Consider the following 24,956-nt stretch of genomic DNA (forward strand, 5'->3'; position numbering starts at 1 on the left):
CATGGCAATCCTCCCGGCCTCGGCCAGCGCCTTCCTCACCGCCCTCGATCTCGCGAGCCCCGCGGCGCTCCTGCTGCTGCCCCTGCCCTGGCTCGCCGCGCGGCTCCTGCCGGCGGAGGCGGAAGGGTCGAGCGGCGCGCTGCGCGTGCCGGCCTCGCTGGTGCCCGAAGCGGGCGCGGCCGGCGCCATCGCGTCGCGCGGCCGGCGCCGGACTTGGCTCATCTGGACCTTGTGGACCGCCCTGGTCGTCGCGGTCGCGGGGCCCCGCCTCGTCCTGCCCGGCATCGCTTTGCCGGCTTCGGGCCGCGAGATCATGCTGGCGATGGACCTCTCCGGCTCGATGGAGCGGCGCGACTTCGCCCTCGACGGCGAGACGGTGAGCCGGCTCCAGGCCGTCAAGCGCGTCGGCGCCGACTTCATCCGCCGCCGGGCCGGCGACCGGATCGGCCTCGTGATCTTCGCCGACCAGGCCTACGTTGCGGCCAGTCCGACCTTCGACACCCAGAGCGTCGCGCGCGCCCTGGAGGAGGCCGGCATCGGCCTCGTCGGCCGCTCGACCGGCATCGGCGACGGGCTCGGGCTGGCGCTGCGCCGCCTCGACCCGCGCGATGCCGGAGCGGAGGCCGGCCAGCCCGCGCCGACGAGTTCCAAGGTCGTGGTGCTGCTCTCGGACGGCGCCAACAATGCCGGCCAGACGGCGCCGCGGGACGTGGCGGCGCTCGCGCGCGACCTCGGCATCCGGGTCCACACCATCGCGCTCGGCCCCCGCGACATGGCCAACGCCGACGGCGAGCAGGACGTGGTCGATACCGAGACCCTGCGGGAGATGGCCGAGGTCAGCGGCGGCCGGGCCTTCCGGGTGAAGACCACCGAGGATCTGGTCGCGGTGGCCGCCAGCATCGACGCCATCGAGGGCGGTCGCGCCAAGGCGCCGCCGGTGCCGCTGCGGCGCGACCTCTGGCCCTGGCCGGCCGCGCTGGCGCTCGTCTGCGCCGCCGCGCTCCTCGCGAGCCGGAGGCGGGCATGAGCGTCGCGAGCCTCGCCCTGCTGCGGCCCTGGTGGCTCCTCGCGCTCCTGCCGCTCGCGCTGCTCGTCCTGCGGGCGACGTGGCGCGCGGCACCGCTCGGGGATTGGCGCCGGGCGGTGGACCCCGCCCTGATGCGGCTGATGGAGCGCCGCGGCGCCGTGCTCGGCGGGCGTCGGCAGGCCAACCTCGCGGCGGCGCTGGCGGCCGGGCTGATCGCGCTGGCGTTGACCGGTCCGGCGGTCGAGCGCCGGGACGCGGCGACCTTCCGCAACCTCGACGCCACCGTGATCGTCCTCGACCTCTCCCGCTCGGTGACGGAGGGCGGCAGCCTGAAGGAGGTCCGCCAGACCGCACAGGCGGTGGCGGAGGCCGCGGGCACCCGCTCGGTCGCCCTCGTGGTCTACGCGGGCGACGCCTACCTCGCCATGTCGCCGACGACCGACCGCGACAGCCTCGGCACCACCCTGTTCGCCCTCGACGCCGACACGGTGCCGGACCGCGGCAGCCACCCCGAGCGCGGCCTCGCGCTGGCCCGGCGCACGCTGGCCGAGGCCGACGTGGTCGCCGCCGACGTCGTGCTGATCACCGACGGCGACGGGCTCGGCGACGCGGCGCGGCGCGAGGCGCGCGCCATCGCCGAGCGCGGCTGGCGCCTGCAGGGCGTGTTCGTGCCCGCGACCCGCCCGCTCCCGCCCGGCGTGCCGCGACCCGACCGGGGCGCGCTCGACGCGGTGGTGCGGGCGGGCGGCGGCGTCGTGGCCGACCTCGACGCCCCGGGCGCCGTGCTCGAGGCGGTCGGCGCCAGCACGGCCCAGCACCTCGCGGCCGGCGGCTACACGGTGCTGGCGTTCGCCGACCTCGGGCGCTGGCTGCTCCTGCTCGCCGCCCTCCCCGCCCTGCTGCTCTTCCGCCGGAGCGCCTGATGCGTGGCCCCGTCTCCCTTCCGCTTCCCGCCGCCCTGGCGCTGCCGCGCCGCTGGCGCCGCCACGCGCGCGGCGCCGGTCTGGCGCTGGCGGGCGCCGGCCTCGTCGCCCTCTGCGCCCTCACGGAGCCGCGCACCGGCCTCGGGCGGCTGCTGATGGGCGTCGGCCTGCCGGGGCTGGCCTCCGGCATCATCGCCGACCCGGCCTGGCGCGGGCCCGCCCTCTACGCGGCCGGCGACTATGGCCAAGCGGCCGCGATCTTCCGCAACGGCGGGCGGCGCAACGCCTACAACCTCGGAAACGCGCTGGCGCGTGCCGGCGATCTCGCCGGCGCCGTTGCGGCCTACAATCAGGCGCTGCAGTACAACCCGCGCGACGCCGACGCGCAGGCCAACCGCGCGCTCATCGCCCGTCTCATGGAGGAGGCGATCGACCGCGGTCCGGGCGGGGGCATCGCCAACGGCACGGCGCAGTACGGCGCGCGCTACAACAACACCCGGAACCACGACCAGAGCGACGACATCAAGGCCACCTCGAGCGGCGAGGGGCTGGCCGGCAACAAGGAGGCCGGGTCGAGCGCCTCGCTGCCCGGCAACAGCAAGGTGGCCCGCCGCGGCCGGGCCGAGCAGCAGGCGGTCGATTCCGGCCGCGGCGAGGCCCGCGGCTCGGCGAGCGACGCGGCCGGGCGCGGGCGCACCGGCAGCGGCTCGGCCATGGTGGCGGCCGCCCCCGAGCGCGAGGTGCGGCGCGTGACGAAGAGCTTCGAGGCCCACGAGATCCGCCCCGACCGGCTCTGGCTCCAGACCCTGCCGGACGATCCCGGCCGCTACCTGAAGCTGCGCCTCAAGGCCGAGCAGACCCGCCGCGTCGAGGCCGGCACCAACATGCCCGCCGGGAGCAACCCGTGGTGATTCTCTTCGGACCCGGCCGCGCGCCTCTCCCTATCCGCTTTGCGGGGGAAGGGATGGCGCGATTCTGCCTCGCCCTCCTCCCCCTCCTCCTCGCCGCCCCGGCCCGTGCCGAGATCGAGGCCGGCGACCTCACGCTCACGGTGACGGCGGAGCGCGCCGGCAACGCGGCGCCCTATGCCCGCGAGATGGTGCTGCTGCGCATCCGCGGGCTCTACCGCCAGCAGATCCTGCTGGAGGAGGTGGTGCAGCCGACGCTCGCGAACTTCAGCTGGACCCAGCTCGGGCGCGACACCTGGCGGCGCGAGCGCCTGCCCGACGGACAGGTCGGGCTCGCCTTCGACCGCACGGTGGCGATCTTCCCGCACCACGCGGGCGACTTCACCATCGACCCGTTCGTGCACCGGCTCACCGTCAACGACCTCGGCACCCGCCGGGTCGTCGACGTCCGTTCGAACCCGATCCCGCTCCCCGTCGCCGCCTGGACGCAAGGTTCGGGCGGCCCCGAGGTGAAGGAACCCTGGTGGCTGCCCGCCCGGGACGTCAGCGTCACCGATTCCTGGAGCCCCGACCCCGAGACGCTGAAGATGGGCGAGACCGGGCGGCGGATCGTGACGGTGGAGGCGCAGGGCATGGTGGCCGAGGGCCTGCCGCCCCGCCCGGTGATGCGCACCCGCGGCATCATCACCTTCGCGGGCCCGGTGACCCGCGAGACCATCCTCACGCCCACGGGGCCGGTGGCGCGCGCCACCTACCAGTGGGACGTGCGGCCGGGCGTCCCGGAGGTGATCCCGCTCGACGCGATCAGCATCCCGTGGTTCGACACGGTCTCGCGCACCATGCGGGAGGCCGAGATCCCGGCGCGCCAGATCGGCGGCGGGCTCGTGGACGGCGCGGACGCGGCCCCGGCCCCGGCCGCCACCGCGCCGCTCGTCGCGGCGGCGGCGGGGCTCGCGGCCTTCGGGCTCGGCCTGCTGCTCCTCGGCTTCGGCCCCGGCGGCGCCCGCCTGCGCCTGACCGGCCCGCATCGCCGCGCCCTGAAACGCGCCGCGGCCGCGAACGACCCGGTGGCCTTCCGGGCGGCGGTCGCGGGGGCGATGCAGGCGGAACCGGAACTGGCGGCGCTCTGGCGCGGGCGGCCCGCCATCGTCGCGGGTCTGGCGGCCCTCGACCGGGCGGTCTACGCGCCCGCCGGCCGCGAGACGCCCGACCTCGCCGGCCTCGCCCGCCTGCTCGGCCGGTCCGAGCGCCCGCCCCGCGCCGCGAGCGCCGGATCGGACCGTCTCAAGCCCCTCGACGGGCCCGCCTGAAACGGAACGGCGCCGGACCCGAGGGTCCGACGCCGCGAAGTCACCGGCGATGCGATGCCGCTCAGGTGTTCATCGAGTCGAAGAAATCGCCGTTGCTCTTGGTCTGGCGCAGCTTGTCCATGAGGAACTCGATCGCGTCGGTGACGCCCATCGGGTTGAGGATGCGGCGCAGCACGTAGGTCTTCTTGAGCGCGTCCGGCGGGACCAAGAGCTCCTCCTTGCGGGTGCCGGAGCGGGTGATGTCGATCGCCGGGAAGATGCGCTTGTCCGAGACCTTGCGGTCGAGGATGATCTCGGAATTGCCGGTACCCTTGAACTCCTCGAAGATCACCTCGTCCATGCGCGAGCCGGTGTCGATGAGCGCGGTGGCGATGATCGAGAGCGAGCCGCCCTCCTCGATGTTGCGGGCCGCGCCGAAGAAGCGCTTCGGGCGCTGGAGCGCGTTGGCATCGACACCGCCGGTCAGCACCTTGCCGGAGGACGGCACGACCGTGTTGTAGGCCCGGCCCAGGCGCGTGATCGAATCGAGCAGGATCACCACGTCGCGGCCGTGCTCAACCAGGCGCTTGGCCTTCTCGATCACCATCTCGGCGACCTGCACGTGGCGGGTGGCCGGCTCGTCGAAGGTCGAGGCGATGACCTCGCCCTTCACCGAGCGCTGCATGTCGGTCACCTCCTCGGGGCGCTCGTCGATGAGCAGCACGATGAGGTAGCACTCGGGGTGGTTCAGGGTGATCGACTGGGCGATGTTCTGCATCAGCACGGTCTTGCCCGTGCGGGGCGGCGCCACGATCAGCGCGCGCTGGCCCTTTCCGATCGGCGCCACGATGTCGATGATGCGGGGGCTGAAGTCCTTCTTGGTCGGGTTCTCCAGCTCCAGCTTGAACCGTCGCGTCGGGAAGAGCGGCGTCAGGTTGTCGAAGTGGACCTTGTGCTTGATCTTCTCAGGCGACTCGAAATTGATCGTGTTGACCTTGAGGAGCGCGAAGTAGCGCTCGCCGTCCTTCGGGCCCCGGATCGGGCCCTCGACGGTGTCGCCCGTGCGCAGGCCGAAGCGGCGGATCTGGGTGGGCGAGATGTAGATGTCGTCCGGACCCGGCAGGTAGTTCGAGTCGGAGGAGCGCAGGAAGCCGAAGCCGTCCTGCAGCACCTCGACCGTGCCCGAGCCGATGATCTCGATCTCCTTGGCAGCGAGCTGCTTCAGGATGGCGAACATCAGCTCCTGCTTGCGCATGGTCGAGGCGTTCTCGACCTCGACCTCCTCCGCGAAGGCGATCAGGTCGGTCGGCGTCTTCGCCTTGAGGTCCTGGAGCTTGACCTCCTTGACGCCGGCGAGCACCGCCGGGACGGGGGTCGCCTCGGGCAGGTCCTCGCCCGCGGCGGCGTCGTCGGTGAAGGCGTCGGGATGTGCAGTCATGGAGTGTCTTGAACCGACGTGGGACGTGGGAGGGAGGGACGAGGGACGTTCGGGGATGGAAGATCCGGGCCTGACAACTCGAGGGTCAGTCCGCGCGGGCCTCGGGATGAGGCACCGGGCATCGGGCTCGCGCGTCGCGACGGGACCCGTGGCATCGGTGGAACGGAGCCGCCTGGGCTCACGGATGCGGTGCGGCGCTCGATCTTTTTGGGAGGGCGCCTGACGCATACCGCGTTTCCGCCGCCGGCTCAAGTCCCGGATTCAGTCCGTGGCGGAGCCCCGAACCCGCGGTCGCGGGGCGCGTTGAGCAAGGCTTTTACGCGAACCCGGATGTCCGATGCCGTCACGCTCCGCCCGCCGCCCGGCCCCCGCCCTCCTCGCGGGCCTGGTCCTCTCGGGCCTCGCCGTCCTGCCGGCCGCGCCGGCCTCCGCCGAGAGTCCGGCCAAGGCCTACCAGTACGGACGCCAGCTCGGCGCCGCCTGCCGGCCGCCGCTGAAATTCGCGGCCGGGGCCTGCGTGCGCCGCTGCCCGGCCGGCTTCCAAGACAACGGCCGAACCTGCCGCCGCCGCACCATGCGCTGGTGAGCGCTCAGCGCCGCCGGAGCCGGACGTAGAGGGCGCCGCCGCCGCCGTGGTGGCGGGCCGCCTCCTCGAAGCCCAGCACGAGGCCGCGCAGCTCCGGCCCGCGCAGCCAGTGCGGCACGCTGCGGCGCAGGACGCCGCGCTCCGAGAACGGGCCGGCGAAGTCGCCCCCGCCCGAGTCGCCCTTGCCCGTCACCACGAGGACGTGGGCGTGGCCGGCCGCGCGGGCGCGCATCAGGAAGCCGGTGAGCGCGGCGTGCGCCTCGCTCTGGATCATGCCGTGCAGGTCGATGCGGGCCTCGACCGCGAGCGTGCCGCGGCGCAGGGCGAGGCGGGCCTGCCGCTCCAGGCCGGCGGGCGGGCGCGGCACCTGCGGCGGCGCCCGGTAGGGCGCGGCGGTCGGCATCGGGACCACGGGCTTGGCCGGCGCGGACTTGGCGAGCGCGGGCTTGGCCGGCGCGGCCTTCGCCGGCGCGGGCTTGGCGAGTCCCGGCCCGGCCGGCGCAGGGGCCAAGGCGACCTTCGGGACCTTGGCGGGACCGGGCTTGCCCGGACGCTTCGCGGGCGCGGCCGCCGCCAGCGCCTGCGCGAACTCGTCGGCGAGGGACCGGGACGGAATGGCCGGCGCCGGCCGGGCCGGCATCCGGGCCGGGCTCGTCCCGCCCGCGCCCGGGGAGGCGCCCGGGGAAGACTTGGCCGGGGAGTTGGCCGGGGAAGACTTGGCCGGGGAGGACTTGGCCGGCTCCGCCTTGGCGGCCGGCTCGGCCCGCGGCCGGGCGCGGGCGCGCAGGGGCGTGATCAGCTTGGCGATCTCGGCCCAGAGGCGGGCCTCGTCGCCGGAGAGCGTGCGGGGGCGGCGCGGGCGGCGCATGGCGGCTTCCTCAGCGCCCCGGCCCGGCGGCCGGGTCCGCCCCCGTCCCGGAGGCGGGTTTGGGCAGCAGCACCACGAAGCCGACGGCGTCGCGCAGGTTGCCGGCGGCGATCCCGGCCTCCGCGCCCGTGCCGAGGTAGAGGTCGCCCCGGGCCGGCCCGACGATGGCCGAGCCCGTGTCGGCGGCGACCACCAGCCGGCCGGCCTCGGGCGGCGTGCCGCCGGGCAGGCGTCCCTCCAGCCAGAACGGCAGGCCGTAGCGCCAGAGGTTGGCATCGACCGCGAGGCTGCGGCCGGGGCTGAGCGGCGCGCCGGCCGCGCCCTGGGGGCCCAGCGCCGGGTCGGCCACGGGCGCGAGGCGAAAGAAGATGTAGGAGGCGTTGGCGCGGATCAGCCGGCGGGCGGTCTCGGGGTTCTGCCGCATCCAGGCGGTCCAGCGGGCGAGCGTCAGCCCATCGAGCGGCAGGTGGCCCTCCTGCACGATCAGCTTGGCCACCGCCGTGTAGGGCCGGCCGTTGCGCCCGTCGTAGAGCACGCGCACGCCGCTCCCGTCCGGCAGCCGCACCCGGCCGGAGCCCTGGACCTGCAGCACCAGGAGATCGACGCGGTCGCGCAGCCAGAGCAGCGGGCGGGCGCGGGGGCCCAGCGCCCCGTCCTCGATCGCGGCCCGGTCGGGATAGGGTTCCAGACGGTCGCCGACCGCGCGGGCCGCCCTGAGGCTCGGGTCCAGGCCCGGTCGCACCTCGCCGGGGGCGAGGCTGACGAGGTCGTCCGGCCGGGCGAGCACCGGCGCGGCGTAGCCCGGCGTGGGCGTGAGGGACCCCTCCAGCTCCGGCTCGAAATAGCCGGTGAGGAAGCCCGTGCGGCGCTCAGGGTCCTGTCCCTCGGCCGGGCGCACCACCCGGTAGGCGTCGAAGCGCTCGGCGAAGAAGGCCCCGGCCCGCTCCGGCGGCGTCCCGGCGGCGGCCGCGCAGGCGGCGGCGAGATCCGGGGCCGAGCCGGCCACCGTCGGCGGGGCCGGCACGGCCGGCGCGGGGGCCGCGCAGACCCGCCGGAAGGCGTCGAGGGCGGCGGCCGGGTCGGCCCCGGGAAAGCCCGGCAGGGCGGAGACCGCCACCGGCTCGAGCACCGCGCCGCCGACGCGAAGCGGCCCGGCCGCGTGGGCGGCCGGGCCGGCGAGGAGCGTTCCGGTCAGGAGGGCGACGGCGAGCGCGCGCCCTCCCTGTCTCGACGAGCGTGGCATGGCCGCGTCACACGGGGTTCAGGCGCCCGCCTCGGTCGCGACGAGCTGCCAGTTCGGGTCGCGCGAGCCGAGGGTCCGGGCGAAGGTCCAGACGTCGGGCACCTCGACCACCGTCTCGGCGCTGCCGTCGATGACCGCGCCGTTGGCGTCGCGGGTCGCGGTGATCAGGTTCGAGAGGAAGCGCACGGTGACCTGGGCGACGCGGTTGCGCACCTCCACCGCAACGATCTCGGCCTTGTCGATCGACACGAAGGTGGTCTCGAGCGTCTGGCGGTTGCGCTCGCGCTCGGCGATCGCGCCCTCGAAGGCCTCGCCGACCTCCTTGGAGAGGAGGCTGCGCAGGGTCTTCCGGTCGCCCTTGGCGAAGGCGATCATGATCGCCTCGTAGGCGCCCTTGGCGCCCTCCAGGAACGCGCGCGGGTCGAAGCTCGGCTCAGCCTGCACCGCCGCCTCCAGGCCGCGGGCGACGGCCGAGCCCGGCTCGGCGATGCCGCGCCAGTCGCGGGCGGGCGTGCCCTGGACGCGCTCGGGCGCCGCCCGGTCGGCGCCGGGCAGGCGGACCACGTTGTCGCCCTCGCCCCGGGCCTGCGGCTCCGCGCGCCCCCGTTCCACCGGCTTGAACGGCGAGCGCTCGGCCCCCGTCTTCTGGCCGAGCACCGAGCGCAGGCGCCAGATCACGAAGACCGCGAGCGCCAGGAAGATGATGGTCGTGAGGTCGAAGGTATCCTGCATCACCGATCCGAGTGCCGGCTGCGGCGAGCCGGCGTCCAGAGAATTCCGCGCGGGGATCCTTGAGAACCTATCCCGCGGCGCCCCGTGAGAGTCCCCCGCGGAACGCCGCACCGGTGGACCGGGCAGACGTCGCACGACACTGCTCTTACCCGACCGCCGCGCGAGGTGCGAGCCGGATTCGCCGGGCGAGCCGCCCGGACGATCTCCGCCATATGGGACAGGGGGCCGGCCGGTTCCAGCCGCCCCGGCCCGCTTCGCTGCGCCCGGTCCCGCTCCGGTGCGCCCCGGCACCTCGCCCGTCCGCGGCGGCGGGATGGGCGGGATGACATCAGGTCGGCGCTCGGCCGGCCCGCTCGCTTGTTCCGCTGGGACGGGCATGTTAGCGGCCTGCCCGCCTGAATCGCTTCCCGCGCGGCCCCGAATACCCGGCGCGCCGCGCAGGACGGTGTCCGGACCCGGCGCCGGCGCGACACTTTGAGGAGGATAACCGCCATGGCCGACTCTCCGGCTCCGAACGGCAACGGCGGCGCGCCGCAGGGCGAGGCTCAGCCCACGATCAACGCGCTGGCGCAGTACGCCAAGGACCTCTCGTTCGAGAACCCGAACGCGCCCCGCTCGCTCCAGCCCCAGGAAGGCCAGGGCCCGCAGATCAACATCCAGGTCAACGTCAACGCCCAGCAGCTCTCGGAGACCGACTTCGAGGTGGTGCTGGCGCTCGAGGGCGACGCCAAGGTGAACAACGAGGTCCTGTTCGCCTTCGACCTGAAGTACGCCGGCATCTTCCGGATGCTCAACATCCCGCAGGATCAGATCCACCCGGCGGTGATGATCGAGTGCCCGCGCCTGCTCTTCCCCTTCGCGCGCCAGATCGTCGCCGAGGCGGTGCGCAACGGCGGCTTCCCGCCGCTCTACATCGACCCGATCGACTTCGTCGGCCTCTACCGCCAGCGCGCCTTCGAGGCCCAGCAGCAGGCCGGCGGCCCGCTCGCCTCCTGACCCGCCGCGCGGGCGCCGTCGAGGATTGCCGACCCCGGCCGCACGCGCGGCCGGGGTTTTTTCATGAATCCTTTTCATGGGTCCATTTCGGCCCGTCCGGGGTTTCTGAGCCGGGCGGCCCCGCTTCGGCCGGGCCGCCAGCCCTTCGCCCGCGGGGACGGCGCCTCTTGGCCGCAGCCGGGCTTGACCGCACGGCTTGGCGGTACAGGTCCCGCCCCGGAATTCCGGAACCCTAGGATCGCATGCTCGCCACCCACCACCTCGCCCTGATCAACGTCTTCACCGGCGACATCCAGGGCGGGCTCGGGCCGTTCCTCGGCACCTGGCTCGCGGAGGCGGCCCAGTGGAGCCCGGCGCGGGTCGGCTTCGTCACCACCCTCGTCGGCGTCGGCGCGCTGCTGCTCAGCGGACCCTTCGGCGCTCTGGTCGACCGCCTGGGCCGCCCGCGCCTCCTGATCGGCCTCGCCTGCGCGGCGATCCTCGGCGGCACCCTGCTGCTGCTGCCCGCGCGCAACGTGCCGGGGGTGTTCGCCGCGCAGATGCTGGCGGCGGCCGGCGGCACCCTGCTGCTGCCCGCCGTCACCGCGCTGACGCTCGGCATCGTGGGCAAGGAACGCTTCCCGAAGCAGCAGGGCCGCAACCAGGCCTTCAACCATCTCGGCATCCTGCTGGCGGCGGGTCTGATCAGCCTGGGCACCGGCTGGTTCGGGCCGGCGGTGGCCTTCTGGGTCCTCGGCGCCATGGCGGTGCTGGCGATCGTCGCCACCGCGACGACGCCCGGCCACTGCTACAACGAGCGCCGGGCCGTGGGCTGGAAGGAGGATGCGGACGACCAGCCGCAGCGGGCCGGCCTGAAGAGCGTGGTGGGCAACCGCAAGCTCCTGGTGCTGGCGGTGGCGCTGACCCTGTTCAACCTCGGCAACGGCGGCATGCTCTCGCTGCTCGGCCAGAAGCTCGTCGCGACCGCCGCCGACGCCACCAGCTGGACGGCGCGCTACGTGATGGTGGCCCAGCTCGTGATGGTGCCGGTGGCGCTCTTCGCCGGCTCGCTCGCCGACCGCAGCGGCCGCCGCAAGCTCCTGCTGCTCGCCATCGCGGTGCTGCCGGTGCGCGCGGCGCTCTCCGCCTTCATCGACGACCCGTACTGGCTGATCCTCCCCGAGATCCTCGACGGCGTAGCCTCCGGCATCGTCGGGGTGGCGGTGCCGATCGTGGTGGCCGACCTGACCTGGGGCTCGGGCCGGACCCAGACGGCGCTGGGCTCCCTCAACGCCGTGCAGGGCATCGGCGGCGCGCTCTCGGCCTGGTACGGCGGGCTCGCCCAGCAGTTCCTGGGCTGGACCGGCGCGTTCCTGGCGCTCGGCGCCCCCGCCCTGGTGGCGCTCGCCCTGGTGATCTGGCTCGACGCGACGCCCGAGCCCGGCCGGCGCGCCCGCCGTCGGCAGGCCCGCGCGGCGCCCCAGCCGGCCTGATCCGGCCTCACGAAACGTCGAGGTGCGGAACCCCGGAGGACGGGGCCTGTTGCGCCCGAGATGTCCGCCCGGCGCCGCCGGGTCCTTGTTTCGCCGCGCTCTACCGTGCCGAACCGGCGTCCGCGTCGGCTGGGAGCGCGCCAGCCCGAGTCCCGAGGCCCCGATGCTCGAGAACGCCACCGGCCGCACGCTGGTCACAGAGGAGCCGCGCGAGACGCCCTGGCTCAGCGTCGTCCTCGGCTACGGACCGATGCTGCCCTTCGTGGCCGGCGCCGCCGCCGCGTGGTGGCAGCGTGGGATGTGGGACGAGCTGATCCTGCTCGCCACAATCCTGTACGGCGCTGCGATCCTGCTCTTCCTCTCCGGCGTCCGCCGCGGGGTCAGCTTCCGGACCGAGGGCGGCCCGACCGTCGTGCAGATCGCCACGATGTTCGGCCTGTTCTGCCTCGGTCTCGGGGCCCTGCTCACGGTGGTGATCCTCGGCAACCGGGTGATCGCGCTCGACCTGCTCATCGCGGGCTTCGTCGCGATCGCGATCCTCGACCCCATCGCGGCGCGCCGGGGCGAGGCGCCCCTGTTCTTCGCGCGCCTGCGGCCGCTGCAGATCCCGATCGCGGTGCTCAGCCTCGTGGCGCTGCTCGTGCTGAAGCTGACGGCGCCGTACTGACCGGGGGCCTCGCGGGAGGCGCGGCCGTTTCACGTGAAACGAACGGTTAAGCCTGTTCCGCTGGGTCCCCTGCCGTAGGGCGGCCGGGGCCCTCTCACTTGCCGATGCAGAAGCTGGAGAACAGGCGGTCGAGCACCGCCTCGACGCCGACCCGGCCGCTCACCTCACCGAGCGCCCGCGCGGCGAGGCGGAGATCCTCGGCCACGAGTTCCGGCGGCGCCTCCGCGCCGGCCCGCGCGACCCGGTCGAGATGGGCGGCGCAGCGCGCGAGGGCCTCCCGGTGCCGCTCCCGGGTGACGATCCCCTCGCCCGCGCCGAGCGCCGCCTCGGCGCGGGCGCGGACCGCCGCGAGCAGGGCCTCCATCCCCGCACCCGTCAGCGCCGAGACCGCGAGGCCGCCGGCCTCGCCCGCCGCGCCGCCGAGATCCGCCTTGGTCCGCACGCGCAGGAGGTCGGCCGCCTCCGGCAGCGCCTCCGCGGCGCCCTCGGCGTCGAGCAGCAGCACGAGGTCGGCCTGGGCGATCCGGCGCCGGGTGCGGGCGATGCCCTCCGCCTCCAGCGCGTCCTCGGTCGCCCGCAGGCCCGCGGTGTCGACGAGCAGCACGGGAAGTCCGCCGAGGTCGAGCCGCACCTCGATCACGTCGCGCGTGGTGCCGGGCCGGTCGGAGACGATGGCCGCGTCGCGCCGGCTCAGGGCGTTGAGCAGGGTCGACTTGCCGGCGTTCGGGGCCCCGGCGAGCACGACCGTGTAGCCCTCGCGCAGGCGCTCGCCCCGGCGCCCGTCCGCCAGCGCCGCCGCGACCGCGTCGCGCACGGCCGTCGCCCGGCCGGTCAGGGCGCGGTCGAGGCCCGCCTCGTCCACGTCGCCCTCGTCGGAGAAGTCGAGGGCGGCCTCGGCGCCCGCGAGGCAGGTGAGGATCTCCTCCCGCCACGCCTCGACCTGCCGCCCGAGCGCGCCGTCGAGCTGGCGCAGGGCCTGCCGGGCCTGGGCCGCGGTCTCGGCCTCGATCAGGTCGGCGACGCCTTCCGCCTCCGTGAGGTCCATGCGCCCGTTGAGGACCGCGCGCCGGGTGAAGGCGCCGGCCTCGGCCGGGCGGCAGCCGGGGAAGTCCGTGAGCGCCCGGATCACCCCGGCGCGCACCGCCGCGCCGCCGTGCAGGTGCAGCTCGGCCATGTCCTCGCCGCTGAAGGTGTCGGGCCCCGGCATCCAGCAGACCAGCGCCCGGTCGAGGACGGCGCCGTCCCGCGGGTCGCGCAGGGTGCGCAGGGCGAGGCGGCGCGGCGGCGGCGGCGTCCCGCCGAAGGCCGCGAGCACGGCCGCGCAGGCCGGCCCGCTGAGCCGGATCACCGCGACGGCCGCCCGCCCGAAGCCGCTCGCCGGCGCGAAGATGGTGCTCTGGTCGTCCATGGTCCCCTGGCCGTCCGCGCCGTTGCGCCGAGATCCGGTGCGCGCTCTATCACACCCGGCCCCGCGGCGTGCGCGCCGGCACCGTCGCGGCGCCGGGCCGGTGCAGGATGACGCGCCGTCGCGGCGGCCGCGACAGGGAGGACGGATCATGATCCAGGCAGGCTCGGCGCCCACGCGCCGCGGGGTCGCGGGCTGGCTCGGCGCGGGCCTCGTGCTGGCCGCCGGGCCGCTCCGGGCGGCGGGCGGAGAGGCGGCAGACGGAGAGGCGACGGGTGGGGAGGCGCCGGCCGCGCGGCTGGCGGCGCTCGCCGCGCGGGTCGGCGGCCGCGTCGGCGTCGTGCTGCGCGAGAGCGGCGGCGAGACCCTGCTGGCGCTCGGCGCGCAGGAGCGCTTCCCGCTCTGCAGCACCTTCAAGGTGCTCGCCGCCGCCGCGATCCTGGCACGGGTGGAGCGGGGCGCCGAGCGCCTGGAGCGCGCGCTGCCGCTCGGGCCCGACGACCTGCAGAGCTACGCCCCCGTCGCCCGCGCGAAGGTCGAGGCGGCGGGGGCCGGGACCACGATGAGCCTGGAGGAGGCCTGCGCGGCGGCGCTGGTCTGGAGCGACAACACGGCCGCGAACCTCCTGCTCGACGCGCTCGGCGGCCCGGAGGCGCTCACCGCCTTCCTGCGGGCGCAGGGCGACGCGACCACCCGGCTCGATCGCCGGGAGCCGGAACTCAACAGCGCGCTGCCAGGCGACCCACGCGACACCACCACCCCCGCCGCGATGGCCGCGACCCTCGACCGGCTGCTGCTGGGCCCCGCCCTCGCCCCGGCCTCCCGGGCGCGGCTGGAGGGCTGGATGGTCGGCTGCCGGACCGGGCTGAAGCGCCTGCGCGCCGGCCTGCCCGCCGACTGGGTGGTCGGCGACCGCACCGGCACGGGCGACAACGGCACCGCCAACACCGTCGCCCTGCTGCGCCCGCCCGGGCGTGCGCCGCTCGTCGCGGCGGTCTACATCACCGGGACGGCGGGGCCGGCCGAGGCGCGCGACGCCCCCCATGCCGAGGTCGGCCGCATCGTCGCGGCGCGCGTCGCAGGATCCTGACCCGATGGCCAAGGCCACCCCCGCCACCCGCGCGCTCGACAGGATGGGCATCCCCTATAGCCTGCACGCCTACGCGTACGACCCGGAGGCGCCCCGCATCGGCCTCCAGGCGGCCGAGGCGCTGGGCGTCGGCCCGGACCGGGTGCTCAAGACCCTGATGGCCGCTGTCGACGGGAAGCCTGTCTGCCTGCTCGTCGCCTCCGACAAGGAGGTCAGCATGAAGCGGGTCGCGGCGGCCTTCGGCGGCAAGGCCGCCGCGATGCTGAAGGTGCCCGACGCCGAGCGGCTGACCGGCTACCACGTCGGCGGCATCAGCCCGCTCGGGCAGAAGCGGGCCGTGCCGACGGCGATCGATGCCGGCTCCCTGGCCACGGACGCGGAGATTCACGTGAACGGCGGCGGGCGTGGGCTGCAGATCCGGATCCGGCCGGACGACCTCCTGCGGGCGCTCGGCGCGCGGACGGCGACGCTGACCTGAGGGTTTAACCGCTCGTTTACCCTGGCCGCCGCACGGTCGGCGCGAGCGAGGCCGGAGGAGCAGGGTGCGGGTGAGGATGCGCGCGAGCCTGGCCCTCGGGATCCTGCTGCTCGGAACCGCCGCCCTCGGCGCGGCCGACCTGCTCGACCGGCCGCCTCCGCCGCCCGGAGCCGGTCCGCGCTGCGCCCCGCGCTACTTTCCCCGCGGCGACGGCGAGGAGACCGTGTCGCGCTGCGTCGCCCCCGTGCCGGTGCCGGCCGGCTGCGTGCCGCGGCGCGCGCCCGTGCCGACGGACGCGCCCGACGACCCGAGCTATGCCGGCTCGGCCTACGGGCTGGGCAAGCCGAGCTACTACGGCTTCACCCCCCCGCTCGGCTGGGACGACCCGTTCGACCGGGCAGTGCTGCCCTACTGCCCCTGACGGGGTGCCCCTGACGGGGTGCCCCCACGGGGCAGCGGGCTGGTGCGGCGCGGGCGCGCGGATTAAGTCACCGTCACCGTCCGAGCCGGAGCCCTGTCCCGTGTCGAGCCTCCACCTGCCGCCGCAGCGCTTCTCCGACCTTGCCGCCCTGCGGGCGCAGGTCGCAGCCTGGCGTGCGGCCGGCGAGCGGGTCGTGCTGGTGCCGACCATGGGCGCGCTGCATGTCGGCCACCTCGCGCTGGTGGCCGAGGCCAGGCGCGCGGGCCGGGCGGTCGTCAGCATCTTCGTGAACCCGACCCAGTTCGGCCCGAGCGAGGATTTCTCGCGCTATCCGCGGGACGTGGAGGCCGACCTGGCCCGCCTCGCCGAAGCGGGTGCGGACGCCGCCTGGACCCCTGAGGTCGCCACCATGTACCCGCCGGGATTTGCCACCCGCATCGAGGTCGCGGGGCTGACGGAGGGGCTGTGCGGGGCCTTCCGGCCCGGCCACTTCTCGGGCGTCGCCACGGTGGTGACGAAGCTCCTCAACCAGGTGCGGCCCGACATCGCCCTGTTCGGCGAGAAGGATTTCCAGCAGCTGCAGGTGATCCGCCGCGCGGCGGCCGACCTCGACCTAGGCGTGGAGGTCCGCGGCGTGCCCACGATCCGCGAGGCGGACGGCCTCGCCCTGTCCTCGCGCAACCGCTACCTCACGCCGGAGGAGCGGGCCGCCGCGCCCCGGTTGCACGCGGTGCTCGCCCGGGTCGCCGAGGCCGCGCGCGCGGGCGCCGAGACGGCCGGCGCCTGCGAGGCCGGCACCGGCGACCTGGAGCGGGCGGGCTTCCGGGTGCAGTATCTGGCCGTCTGCGACGCCGACACGCTGGCGCCGGTCGCCCGCGTCGCGGGCCCGGCCCGGGTGCTGGCGGCGGCCTATCTCGGCCGGACGCGCCTCATCGACAACCTGCCGGTCTAGCGGCCGCTCCCGGAGATCGTTCCATGCCCGACACCACGGACGTCCCGGTCAGCCGCTACCCGGTCCCCGCGCTCGACGCGATGCCGGAGGACATCCGCGCGCGCATCCTGCGGGTGCAGGAGAAGTCCGGGTTCATCCCCAACGTCTTCCTGATGCTGGCCTACCGGCCGGACGAGTTCCGCGCCTTCATGGCCTACCACGATGCGCTGATGGACAAGCCGGGCGGGCTGACCCAGGCCGAGCGCGAGATGATCGTGGTGGCGACCTCGGCGGCCAACCAGTGCCAGTACTGCGTCGTCGCCCACGGCGCGATCCTGCGCATCCGGGCCAAGGACCCGCTGATCGCCGACCAGGTGGCGGCGAACTACCGCAAGGCCGACATCACGCCGCGCCAGCGGGCGATGCTCGATTTCGCCCTGGCGATCGCCCAACGGGCCCAGGAGGTCGGCGAGGCGGACAGCGCGGTGCTGCGCGAGCACGGCTTCGACGACGACGACATCTGGGACATCGCGGCGATCGCGGCCTTCTTCGGCCTGTCGAACCGCCTGGCGAACTTCACGAGCCTGCGCGCCAACCCGGAATTCTACGCGCTGGGACGCGGCCGGACCTGAGATCGTCCGGGCCCTCGCGACGCGGACGGGCCCCCGGGAGGGAGACGGCATGACCGACCTTGCGCGGAACAAGGCCAACGTGATCGCCTTCTACGAGCTGATGTTCAACGCCTGCCGGCCGCGCGAGGCCCTCGCGCGCTACGCCGGCGCCGAGTACATCCAGCACAACCCGCACGTGGCGACCGGCCGGGACGGCTTCGTCGCCTATTTCGAGCGCATGGCCCGCGACTGGCCGGGTAAGCGGGTCGAGGTCAAGCGGGCGATCGCCGAGGGCGATCTCGTCGTCCTGCACTGCCTCCAGCACTGGCCGGGCGACCACGACTACGCCGCCATCGACATCTTCCGGCTCGACGCCGACGGGAAGATCGTCGAGCACTGGGACGTGCTGCAGGTTCTGCCGGAGACGTCGGCCAACCCGAACGGGATGTTCTGAGCGAGCCCGCGGATCAGGTCCGCGGAATCCGGTGCAGGGCGAAGAAGTCCAGCATCGCCCGGGAGGCGTCGGGCCCGCGCGGATCGGTGTAGCTGCCGCGCGGGCTGCCGCCGGACCAGGCGTGGCCGGCGCCGCGCACGCGCCAATCCTCCACCAGCACCCGCCCGCTCCGGTCGCGGTAGCGGGTGCGGGTGTAGGGATGGCCCTCCCCCGCGAAGCGCTCGGGCGCGGCGTCGAGCTCGGCCGCGCCGGCCTGGGCCAGCACGAGGTCGGCGTTGCGGGCGCTCACGGTGCCGTCCTCGTCGCCGTGGAACACGATGGTGGGCACGCGCACGGCCCCGGACGAGCCCGGGCCCGCGATCTCCGCCCCCCCCGCGCCCGCGCGCATCGCCATCAGGGCCGAGGTGAGGTCCCAGGCGCAGCCGGCCGCGAGGCCCGAATGGATGCCGACCGCCGCGTAGAGGTCCGGATAGGCCCGGGCGACGTTCACGGCCGCCGCGCCCCCCGCCGAGAGGCCCGCGATGTAGACCCGGGCTGGGTCGAGCCCGTGCTCGGCCACGAGCGCGCGGGTCATGTCGGCGATGATCGCGGACTCGCCGGCCTCGCGGCCCTGGTCGCGCGGCTCGAACCAGTTCCAGCAGCGCTGCCCGTTGGCGCGGCGCGACTGGCCCGGATAGACGACGTAGAGCCCGTCCCGCTCGGCCAGCGCGTTCATCGCGGTGCCGGCGGCGAAGTCCTCCGGCGTCTGGGTGCAGCCGTGCAGCATCACCACGAGCGGCGCGGGCGCGCGCGGCCGGCTCGGGACGAAGAGCTTGTAGTCGCGCCCGCCCGCCGCGCAGGCGAAGTGCCCGTCCGTGAAGCTGCCGCCAGAGGATTCGCCGGGGGATTCGCCGGGGACTTGGCCCGGGACCTCGCCCGGCATCCCGGCCGGCCCGCGGGCGCGGCCGCCGGCCAGGCTGTCGAGGCCGAAGCCCTCCATCCCCTTCAGCACCGGCGCCACGCCGCGCCCGAGACCCCGCACGACGCCCTCGACGGCCGCGCGCACCCGCTCCGGCGACAGCACGGACTGGAGCGGTTCGGCGGTCGTCCTCTCGGACGGCGCGTCGCCCTGCGGCGATGGGGGCGGCAGGGCGGGGGTGCCGGCCGGTGCGGGCGCGCGCGACGGGTGGGCGCCGCGGCCGAACAGCGTGCGCTGGATCAGCGCCGTCGATTCCTCCAGGCGGCCGAGGCCCGTCAGGCGGGTCGCCTCGAACATGGCATCGAGAGGAGCATGCCTCCGGTCGTCGGAATCGGTCATGGGTGCCTCACGGCTCGGGGGAAGGGATCGGACGGCGCGGATCTCAGCGCAGCCGGTCGGCCAGCGCCGCCCGGACCGCCGGGCTCGCCTGCAGGCTGCCCAGCACCTCCAGGGACGCGATCGCCGCGCGGGCGAGGTCGGGGCCGACGTCGGGCGCGATGCTGGCAAGGCCCAGCACGCGGATGTCGAGGCGGCGGCCCTCGGCGAGCGCCGCCTCGAGGTCGGCGCGGTCGATCCGGCGCAGGCCGAGCTCGACGCTGCGCCGCGCCACGGACTGGCGCGTCACCTCGGCGTGGCGCTCGATCTGGTTGCGGATCGCCGTGCGGATGAAATCGCTGCGGTTGGCGTAGACCCCCTCGGCGACCAGCAGGTCGAGGTGGCCGAGATCGATCGGGCCGAGATTGATCGTGATCTTCTCGCTGTCGCCGGGCCGGGCCGGCGGACGCGGCCCGGATGGGCTGACCGTCCTGTCGGGCTGCAGGTCGAGCATCGAACCATCTCCACACCATCCACGGGGATGGATATGGGATGTTCGTTGTGCAGCGCAATAGCCGATGACGCGACGCAGCAAACCGGCGCGGTCAGGCCGGCTCGTCGGCCCCGATATACTCGGCCCAGATCGCGCCGGCGCCCAGGCTCGCCCGGAAGGCGTCGTGCCGGGCGCGCTCCTCCGCGGTGAGGCGCTGGCGCAGCGGGCGGGGCCCGCGATCGACCGGCCGGGCCTCGCCCGCCGCCGTCTCCACCGCCCGCGCCTCCACCGCCCCTCCGAGGGCGAGGCCGGTCTGCTTGCCGCCGAGCAGCTCGATATAGACCTCGGCCAGGATCTGCGCGTCGAGGAGCGCGCCGTGCTTGGTGCGGCGGCTGCGGTCGATGCCGTAGCGGTTGCACAGCATGTCGAGGCTGTTGCCGGCGCCCGGGTGCTTCTTTCGGGCGAGGATCAGCGTGTCGACCACGTCCTCTAGCCGGATCGCGGGCGGGGCACCGGCCCCGAGCCGCCCGTACTCCATGTTGAGGAAGCCGACGTCGAAGGGCGCGTTGTGGATCACCAGCGGGGCGTCCCCGCAGAAGGCCACGAAGTCGGCCACGATGTCGGCAAAGAGCGGCTTGTCGGCGAGGAAGGCGTCGGACAGCCCGTGCACCGCGAAGGCGTCGGGATGCACCGCCCGCTGCGGGTTGACGTAGCGGTGGAAGGTGCGCCCGGTCTGCACGTGGTTGACGAGCTCGACGCAGCCGACCTCGATCAGGCGGTCGCCGTTCTTGGCGTCCGTGCCGGTGGTCTCGGTATCGAGAACGATCTCGCGCAGCATCATCCAGCACCCGTGGCCCGGCCGAGCCTAACCGATAGACCGGGCGGGGTTAACCGAGTGCGCGCTCGGGATGGCGCGAGGGCGGGGGGACCGCGTGTCCGAGGTCGTGGGCCAGCGCGATCCAGGCCTCGATCGCGTCCTGCACGTTGCGGAGCGCCTCCTGCGGGCTCGCGCCGTCGGACCTGCATCCGGGCAGGTCCGGCACCGTGGCCGCGAAGCCGCCGCCGTCCTCGACGGTGAGGGGGGCGATCACGACCGGGTAGACGCGTTCGCTCACGGGACGGCTCTCATATCGATTCTGGTCGAAGAGTTCGGTCTGACGCAACGTCTCACGACGAAGCGCGGGTCCCCACTCCTTCAGGGCAGGGTGATCGCATATGGCGAGACACCCTGCCTCGGCTCGCGCCTGAACCGCACCGCGCCCCCTCTCCCGTGCGGGAGAGGGTTGGGGTGAGGGATGAGAACGCTACGGAAGGGGCTGGCCATCGCCGCGGAACCGCTGAGCCTCGTCCGTAAAGCTCCGGGACCCTCACCCGGCTTTCTGCGAAAGCAGACCTCTCCCGCACGGGAGAGGGGACCCGCGCCCGATCCGTGTTGGGGCTCGCTCGGCATAGGCCATCGCTCTGCCTGCAGGGCTACCAGATTCACACAACGCCTGCGGAGACCCACCCCGCTCCCCTCCCCCGCGGAGGGGGGAGGGAGGACGTCGCGGTTCAGGCCTGTGACGAGGATGCCGCGCCGCCGACCGCGGCGATCACCCGGTCCACCTCGGCCTCGGCCGCGGCGAAGCCCCGGCTCGTGTCGATCACGAAATCGGCCCGGGCGCGCTTCTCGGCGTCCGGCAACTGCTTGGCGAGGATTGCGTCGAGGGCGGCCTCGCTCATGCCGGGGCGGGCGAGCACCCGGGCGCGCTGGACCGCCGGGGGCGCGGTGACGACGAGCACCGCGTCGCAGCGGCCCGCGCCGCCGGTCTCGTAGAGGAGCGGGATGTCGAGGAGCACCAGGGGCGCCGCGGCGTGGCGGGCGAGGAAGGCCTGCGCCACCTCACCGACCAGGGGATGCACGATGCGCTCCAGCGCGGCCAGGCGCCCGGGATCGTCGAGCACGGCCGCGCGCAGGGCGCCCCGGTCCACGGACCCGTCCGGCGCCAGGGTGCCGGGGAAGGCCTGCCCGATGGCCGCGGCGGCCGCCCCGCCCGGCCCGTAGAGGCGGTGCACGGCGGCGTCCGCGTCGTGGACCGGCACGCCGCGCGCGGCGAACATCGCGGCGGTCGCCGACTTGCCCATGCCGATCGAGCCGGTCAGCCCGAGCACGAAGGGGCGCTTCGCCGCGCTCATCGGGCCGCGAGATCCGCCACGATCGCGGCGCGGAGCGCCGGCGTCACGGCGGGCCGGAGCCCGAACCAGGCCTCGAAGCCCGGCACCGCCTGGTGCAGCAGCATGCCGAGCCCGTCGACCGCCGCGAGGCCGCGGGCGCGGGCGGCTTCGAGCAGCGGGGTCTCCAGCGGCGCGTAGACGATGTCGGCCACCGCCGCCCGCGGCGGGAGCGGCGCGAGGTCGATGTCGAGGGGCGGCTGCCCCGCCATGCCGAGCGCGGTGGTGTTCACGAGGAGACCCGTCCCGCCGAGCGCCGCCGGGATCCCGGCCCAGGGCAGCGCCTCGGCGATGCCGGGGGCGAGCGCGGCCACCGCCTCGGCCCGCTCCGGGCTGCGGTTGGCGACGCGGATGCGCGCCAGCCCGCGCTCGGCGAGACCGACCACGATCGCGCGGGCCGCCCCGCCCGCGCCGAGCACGAGGGCGGTGTTCCCGGTGCGCGCCGGCCAGTCGGGCCCGAGGCTCTGGTCGAGATGGGCGACGAAGCCCGGCGCGTCGGTGTTGTCGCCGAGGACGCTGCCGTCCGGCCGCACGACCAGCGTGTTGACGGCCCCGATCCGCTCGGCCCGCGGCGTCAGCGCGTCGCTGAGCGCGTGCGCGGCCTCCTTGTGCGGGATCGTCACGTTGCCGCCGGCATAGCCCGCGGCGGCCAGGCCGCGCACGAAACCCGCGAAGGCCTCGGGCGCCACGTCCACGCGCTCGTAGCGGCCCGCGAGGCCGTGGAGGGCGAGCCAGTGCCCGTGGATCAGCGGCGAGCGCGAGTGGGCGATCGGGTGGCCGACGACGAAGGCGCGTTTCATCGGAAGAATCCGGTCAGGGGTGGCAGCCCGCATCAAGCCGGCAGGCGGGGCCGCCGGCCTCCTCGATCTGCAGGGTGGCGTGGTGGATGCCGAAGCGGGTGCGCAGGGACTCGGCCGCCTCGACCAGGAAGGCGTTGCCCGGATGCCCGCCCGCCATCACCAGATGGGCGGTCAGCGCCGTCTCGGTGGTGCTCATCGGCCAGATGTGGAGGTCGTGCAGGGCGGCGACCCCCGGCCGCGCGCGCAGCCAGCCCTCGACCGCCTCCGGGTCGATGCCGGGCGGCACCGCGGCGAGCGACATGGTCACGCTGTCGCGCAGCAGGCCCCAGCTCGCCCAGACGATCAGCCCGCCGATGACGAGGCTGACGGCGGGGTCGATCCAGGTCCGGCCCGTGAGCCAGATCGCGAGGCCCGCCAGCACGACGCCGGCCGAGACCGCGGCGTCGGCCGCCATGTGCAGGAAGGCGCCGCGGATGTTGATGTCGCCCTTCGCGCCCGCCGCGAAGAGCCAGGCGGTGAAGCCGTTGATCAGGATGCCGATGCCCGCCACCACCATCACGGTCACGCCGGCCACGGGCTCGGGATGGACGAGGCGCCAAGCCGCCTCCCAGAGGATGGCCCCGACCGCGACCAGCAGGAACACCCCGTTGAACAGGGCGGCCAGGATCGAGGAGCCGCGCAGGCCGTAGGTGAAGCGCGCGCTCGGGCGCCGCCGCACCAGCACCGAGGCCGTCCAGGCGACCGCGAGGCCGAGCACGTCCGAGAGGTTGTGGCCGGCATCGGCCACGAGCGACATGGAATTGCTGGCCCAGCCGTAGCCGGCCTCGATCAGCACGAAGGCGGTGTTCAGCCCGATGCCGAGCGCGAAGGCGGTGCCGAAGCTCGCCGGGGCGTGGACGTGTCCATGCCCATGCCCATGCCCCTGCCCTGCGCCGCCGTGGCTGTGCCCATGCCCGTGTCCATGACCATGGCTGTGCCGGCGGGCGGGCGCCTCGTGGCCGGCGCCGTGATCCGCGTGGTCGTGCGCGCCGTGATCGTGGTGATCGTGCAAGCGGGCCGCTCCTCAGAAGCGCAGCCAGCCGTCGGCGCGCAGATGCGCCAGCAGCGGCAGCAGCGGCAGGCCGAGGATCGTGCTGTGCTCGCCCGCCACCGCCTCGAACAGGTGGATGCCGAGCCCTTCGAGCTGGTAGCCGCCGACGCTCGCGCACACCCGGGCCTCGCCGGCACAGGCCACATAGGCCGCGATCTGGCGCTCATCGAGGGGGCGGACCGTGAGGCTCGCCGTCTCGACGCCGGCTGCAACGAGCGCGCCCCCGTGCGCCAGCGCGAAGGCGGCGTGGAGTTGGTGGGTCCGGCCCGCGAGCCGGGCGATCTGGTCGCGGGCGGCCGCCGCGTCGGCGGGCTTGTGGAAGACGGTCCCGTCCAGGGCCAGAACCTGGTCGGCGCCGAGCACGAGCCGGTCCGGACGGCGGCGGGCCACCGCCAGCACTTTGGCCTCGGCGAGCCTGCGGGCGAGGTCGGCGGGCGGCAGGCCGGCGCTCGCGGCCTCGACCGCGCGCTCGTCCACCTCCGGTGCCTCGGTCTCGACGGGCAGCCCCGCGCCCTCCAGCAGGGCGCGGCGGGTCTGGCTCGTGGAGGCGAGGAGGAGCGGCCCGGGGCCGAGCCAGGGCGAGGGCTGGGTCATCGGCCCAGTGTCACGGTTCGCGGGTGCACCGCAAGCGGCGGGGGCGCATGCGCCCCGCGAACCCCGCCGCCCCGAGGAGGGAGGGGGCGGCGAGGCTGACGGGGAGCCGGTACGCGACGTGGCCCCCGAGGCGAAGGTGCCAGGACGGGGTTAGCCAAAGGTCAACGGGGGTGGATGGAGGTCGTCCCAAGGGATGCGGGACACCCGCGCGCTCCCCCTCCCCCTCTGCGGGCAGGGCGATCGCATATGCCGAGCGAACCTAGCCCCGGTCAGGCGCGAGTCCCCTCTCCCATAGGGAGAGGGACAGGGTGAGGGGTATGAGGCTTCCGGATAAACGCGGTGCTGAACGCGCGTCGATGGCGTGCTCAGATCTGAAAGGTCATACCCCTCACCCCAACCCTCTCCCTATGGGAGAGGGGGCGCGGCGCGGTTCCAGTGGCGATCGAGGAGACGACCCCCGCCATATGCGATCGCCCTGCTCTGCGGGGGAGGGAGTGCCGCGCGCCGAACGGCCCGAGCTCAGAACCCCGGCTTCACCACCGCCAGGATGACGATGCCGATCATCAGGAGCGTCGGCACCTCGTTGATCACCCGGTAGAATTTGTGTCCCCGCGTGTTCCGGTCGGCGGCGAAGTCCTTCACCGCGCGGGCGAGGAAGCCGTGCGCGCCGCTCATCGCCAGAACCAGCACGAACTTCAGCTGGAGCCAGAGGCTCGCGTAGTAGCCGCTCATCCAGGCCAGCGTCAGGCCGAAGACCCAGGTGGCGATCATGGCGGGCGTCATGATCGCCTTGAGCAGGCGCCGCTCCATCACCTTGAAGGTCGCCGACTGCGCCTCCGAGCCCGGCGGCAGGGCGGCGTGGTAGACGAAGAGCCGCGGCAGGTAGAGCATCGCCGCCATCCAGGCGATCAGCGCGATGACGTGGAGCGCCTTGATCCAGTCGTAGAGCACCGGGA

General features: G+C 74.8%; 28 protein-coding genes. 14 read left to right on the plus strand and 14 right to left on the minus strand.

Going from position 1 to position 24,956, the window contains the following annotated elements; translation table 11 throughout:
- Nucleotide 1: 1 nt before the first annotated feature.
- The 4 genes from MFF56_RS11105 to MFF56_RS11120 are packed head-to-tail and all read left to right on the plus strand — an operon-like array spanning nucleotide 2 to nucleotide 4,168.
- Nucleotides 2–1,027: a VWA domain-containing protein gene (locus MFF56_RS11105; protein WP_238230018.1), complete on the plus strand. Its 1,026-nt coding sequence runs from the start codon at nucleotides 2–4 to the stop codon at nucleotides 1,025–1,027.
- Entirely contained in the window at nucleotides 1,024–1,950 is a 927-nt protein-coding gene (locus tag MFF56_RS11110) for a VWA domain-containing protein (RefSeq protein ID WP_238230019.1), read from the plus strand. The genes MFF56_RS11105 and MFF56_RS11110 overlap by 4 nt, the downstream gene beginning before the upstream one ends.
- Complete coding sequence (locus MFF56_RS11115; RefSeq protein ID WP_066921258.1) at nucleotides 1,950–2,861, plus strand: tetratricopeptide repeat protein; 912 nt, start codon at nucleotides 1,950–1,952, stop codon at nucleotides 2,859–2,861. Before MFF56_RS11110 ends, MFF56_RS11115 begins: the two co-directional genes overlap by 1 nt.
- A 53-nt stretch (nucleotides 2,862–2,914) precedes the next feature.
- Complete coding sequence (locus MFF56_RS11120; protein ID WP_238230020.1) at nucleotides 2,915–4,168, plus strand: hypothetical protein; 1,254 nt, start codon at nucleotides 2,915–2,917, stop codon at nucleotides 4,166–4,168.
- 61 nt (nucleotides 4,169–4,229) lie between these two features.
- On the opposite strand, the gene rho is transcribed toward MFF56_RS11120, so the two are convergent.
- Nucleotides 4,230–5,585 (minus strand): transcription termination factor Rho, encoded by a 1,356-nt coding sequence (gene rho, locus MFF56_RS11125; RefSeq protein ID WP_066925722.1) that lies wholly within the window; start codon nucleotides 5,583–5,585, stop codon nucleotides 4,230–4,232.
- Between the two features lie 337 nt (nucleotides 5,586–5,922).
- On the opposite strand from rho, the gene MFF56_RS11130 reads away from it, so the two are divergent.
- Complete coding sequence (locus MFF56_RS11130) at nucleotides 5,923–6,171, plus strand: hypothetical protein (RefSeq protein ID WP_238230021.1); 249 nt, start codon at nucleotides 5,923–5,925, stop codon at nucleotides 6,169–6,171.
- Nucleotides 6,172–6,175: 4 nt separating this feature from the next.
- Here MFF56_RS11130 and MFF56_RS11135 read toward each other — a convergent pair whose 3' ends face one another.
- Genes MFF56_RS11135 through MFF56_RS11145 form a run of 3 tightly spaced genes read right to left on the minus strand, consistent with a single transcriptional unit; the run spans nucleotide 6,176 to nucleotide 9,014 of the window.
- The gene (locus MFF56_RS11135) at nucleotides 6,176–7,039 is read right to left on the minus strand and encodes a Smr/MutS family protein (RefSeq protein WP_066925720.1); all 864 of its coding nucleotides are present in this window, start codon (nucleotides 7,037–7,039) and stop codon (nucleotides 6,176–6,178) included.
- Between the two features lie 10 nt (nucleotides 7,040–7,049).
- A complete protein-coding gene (mltA, locus tag MFF56_RS11140) occupies nucleotides 7,050–8,282 on the minus strand; it encodes a murein transglycosylase A (RefSeq protein ID WP_082773267.1) in 1,233 nt (410 codons plus the stop codon).
- A gap of 18 nt (nucleotides 8,283–8,300) precedes the next feature.
- Nucleotides 8,301–9,014 (minus strand): Tim44/TimA family putative adaptor protein, encoded by a 714-nt coding sequence (locus MFF56_RS11145; RefSeq protein WP_066925717.1) that lies wholly within the window; start codon nucleotides 9,012–9,014, stop codon nucleotides 8,301–8,303.
- Between the two features lie 492 nt (nucleotides 9,015–9,506).
- Here MFF56_RS11145 and secB point away from each other — a divergent pair, with 492 nt between their 5' ends.
- The 3 genes from secB (at nucleotide 9,507) to MFF56_RS11160 (ending at nucleotide 12,149) form a co-directional block, all read left to right on the plus strand.
- The gene (gene secB, locus MFF56_RS11150) at nucleotides 9,507–10,010 is read left to right on the plus strand and encodes a protein-export chaperone SecB (protein WP_066925714.1); all 504 of its coding nucleotides are present in this window, start codon (nucleotides 9,507–9,509) and stop codon (nucleotides 10,008–10,010) included.
- A gap of 242 nt (nucleotides 10,011–10,252) precedes the next feature.
- Nucleotides 10,253–11,482, plus strand: a complete 1,230-nt coding sequence (locus MFF56_RS11155) for an MFS transporter (protein ID WP_066925711.1) — start codon at nucleotides 10,253–10,255, stop codon at nucleotides 11,480–11,482.
- A 163-nt stretch (nucleotides 11,483–11,645) separates the two neighbouring features.
- Nucleotides 11,646–12,149, plus strand: a complete 504-nt coding sequence (locus MFF56_RS11160) for a DUF3429 domain-containing protein (protein ID WP_066925708.1) — start codon at nucleotides 11,646–11,648, stop codon at nucleotides 12,147–12,149.
- A 94-nt stretch (nucleotides 12,150–12,243) separates the two neighbouring features.
- Here the strand turns inward: MFF56_RS11160 and mnmE are convergent, their stop codons facing one another.
- Nucleotides 12,244–13,557, minus strand: coding sequence for a tRNA uridine-5-carboxymethylaminomethyl(34) synthesis GTPase MnmE (gene mnmE / locus MFF56_RS11165; RefSeq protein ID WP_066925705.1), 1,314 nt, complete (start codon nucleotides 13,555–13,557; stop codon nucleotides 12,244–12,246).
- A 148-nt stretch (nucleotides 13,558–13,705) separates the two neighbouring features.
- On the opposite strand from mnmE, the gene bla reads away from it, so the two are divergent.
- From bla to MFF56_RS11195, 6 genes are all read left to right on the plus strand, one after another.
- Nucleotides 13,706–14,644 carry a class A beta-lactamase gene (gene bla / locus MFF56_RS11170; protein WP_066925702.1) on the plus strand — a complete coding sequence of 313 codons (939 nt, stop codon included), beginning with the start codon at nucleotides 13,706–13,708 and terminating at the stop codon, nucleotides 14,642–14,644.
- Between the two features lie 4 nt (nucleotides 14,645–14,648).
- Entirely contained in the window at nucleotides 14,649–15,122 is a 474-nt protein-coding gene (gene ybaK / locus MFF56_RS11175) for a Cys-tRNA(Pro) deacylase (protein ID WP_066925699.1), read from the plus strand.
- A gap of 76 nt (nucleotides 15,123–15,198) precedes the next feature.
- A complete protein-coding gene (locus tag MFF56_RS11180; RefSeq protein ID WP_066925697.1) occupies nucleotides 15,199–15,543 on the plus strand; it encodes a hypothetical protein in 345 nt (114 codons plus the stop codon).
- A 100-nt stretch (nucleotides 15,544–15,643) separates the two neighbouring features.
- Entirely contained in the window at nucleotides 15,644–16,495 is an 852-nt protein-coding gene (gene panC / locus MFF56_RS11185; protein ID WP_066925693.1) for a pantoate--beta-alanine ligase, read from the plus strand.
- Between the two features lie 23 nt (nucleotides 16,496–16,518).
- Nucleotides 16,519–17,106: a peroxidase-related enzyme gene (locus tag MFF56_RS11190; protein WP_066925690.1), complete on the plus strand. Its 588-nt coding sequence runs from the start codon at nucleotides 16,519–16,521 to the stop codon at nucleotides 17,104–17,106.
- Between the two features lie 49 nt (nucleotides 17,107–17,155).
- Entirely contained in the window at nucleotides 17,156–17,539 is a 384-nt protein-coding gene (locus tag MFF56_RS11195; protein WP_066925687.1) for a nuclear transport factor 2 family protein, read from the plus strand.
- 13 nt (nucleotides 17,540–17,552) lie between these two features.
- Here the strand turns inward: MFF56_RS11195 and MFF56_RS11200 are convergent, their stop codons facing one another.
- The 9 genes from MFF56_RS11200 to hemJ form a co-directional block, all read right to left on the minus strand.
- Entirely contained in the window at nucleotides 17,553–18,836 is a 1,284-nt protein-coding gene (locus tag MFF56_RS11200; RefSeq protein ID WP_238230022.1) for an extracellular catalytic domain type 1 short-chain-length polyhydroxyalkanoate depolymerase, read from the minus strand.
- Nucleotides 18,837–18,879: 43 nt separating this feature from the next.
- Entirely contained in the window at nucleotides 18,880–19,326 is a 447-nt protein-coding gene (locus MFF56_RS11205) for a ribbon-helix-helix domain-containing protein (RefSeq protein WP_066924014.1), read from the minus strand.
- Nucleotides 19,327–19,417: 91 nt separating this feature from the next.
- Nucleotides 19,418–20,143 carry a DNA polymerase III subunit epsilon gene (gene dnaQ, locus MFF56_RS11210; protein ID WP_066924012.1) on the minus strand — a complete coding sequence of 242 codons (726 nt, stop codon included), beginning with the start codon at nucleotides 20,141–20,143 and terminating at the stop codon, nucleotides 19,418–19,420.
- A 49-nt stretch (nucleotides 20,144–20,192) separates the two neighbouring features.
- Nucleotides 20,193–20,420: a type II toxin-antitoxin system HicB family antitoxin gene (locus MFF56_RS11215; RefSeq protein WP_066924010.1), complete on the minus strand. Its 228-nt coding sequence runs from the start codon at nucleotides 20,418–20,420 to the stop codon at nucleotides 20,193–20,195.
- 436 nt (nucleotides 20,421–20,856) lie between these two features.
- Nucleotides 20,857–21,480: a dephospho-CoA kinase gene (gene coaE / locus MFF56_RS11220; protein ID WP_066922542.1), complete on the minus strand. Its 624-nt coding sequence runs from the start codon at nucleotides 21,478–21,480 to the stop codon at nucleotides 20,857–20,859.
- Nucleotides 21,477–22,316 (minus strand): shikimate dehydrogenase, encoded by an 840-nt coding sequence (locus tag MFF56_RS11225; protein ID WP_238230023.1) that lies wholly within the window; start codon nucleotides 22,314–22,316, stop codon nucleotides 21,477–21,479. The genes coaE and MFF56_RS11225 overlap by 4 nt, the downstream gene beginning before the upstream one ends.
- 13 nt (nucleotides 22,317–22,329) lie before the next feature.
- Nucleotides 22,330–23,367, minus strand: a complete 1,038-nt coding sequence (locus MFF56_RS11230; protein WP_238230024.1) for a cation diffusion facilitator family transporter — start codon at nucleotides 23,365–23,367, stop codon at nucleotides 22,330–22,332.
- A 12-nt stretch (nucleotides 23,368–23,379) separates the two neighbouring features.
- Complete coding sequence (locus tag MFF56_RS11235; RefSeq protein WP_066922075.1) at nucleotides 23,380–24,000, minus strand: Maf family protein; 621 nt, start codon at nucleotides 23,998–24,000, stop codon at nucleotides 23,380–23,382.
- Nucleotides 24,001–24,519: 519 nt separating this feature from the next.
- On the minus strand, nucleotides 24,520–24,951 hold the full coding sequence (gene hemJ, locus MFF56_RS11240; RefSeq protein ID WP_066921650.1) for a protoporphyrinogen oxidase HemJ: 432 nt from the start codon (nucleotides 24,949–24,951) through the stop codon (nucleotides 24,520–24,522).
- Between the last annotated feature and the right edge of the window lie 5 nt (nucleotides 24,952–24,956).

The organism is Methylobacterium hispanicum, assembly GCF_022179285.1.
Lineage (GTDB): Bacteria > Pseudomonadota > Alphaproteobacteria > Rhizobiales > Beijerinckiaceae > Methylobacterium > Methylobacterium hispanicum.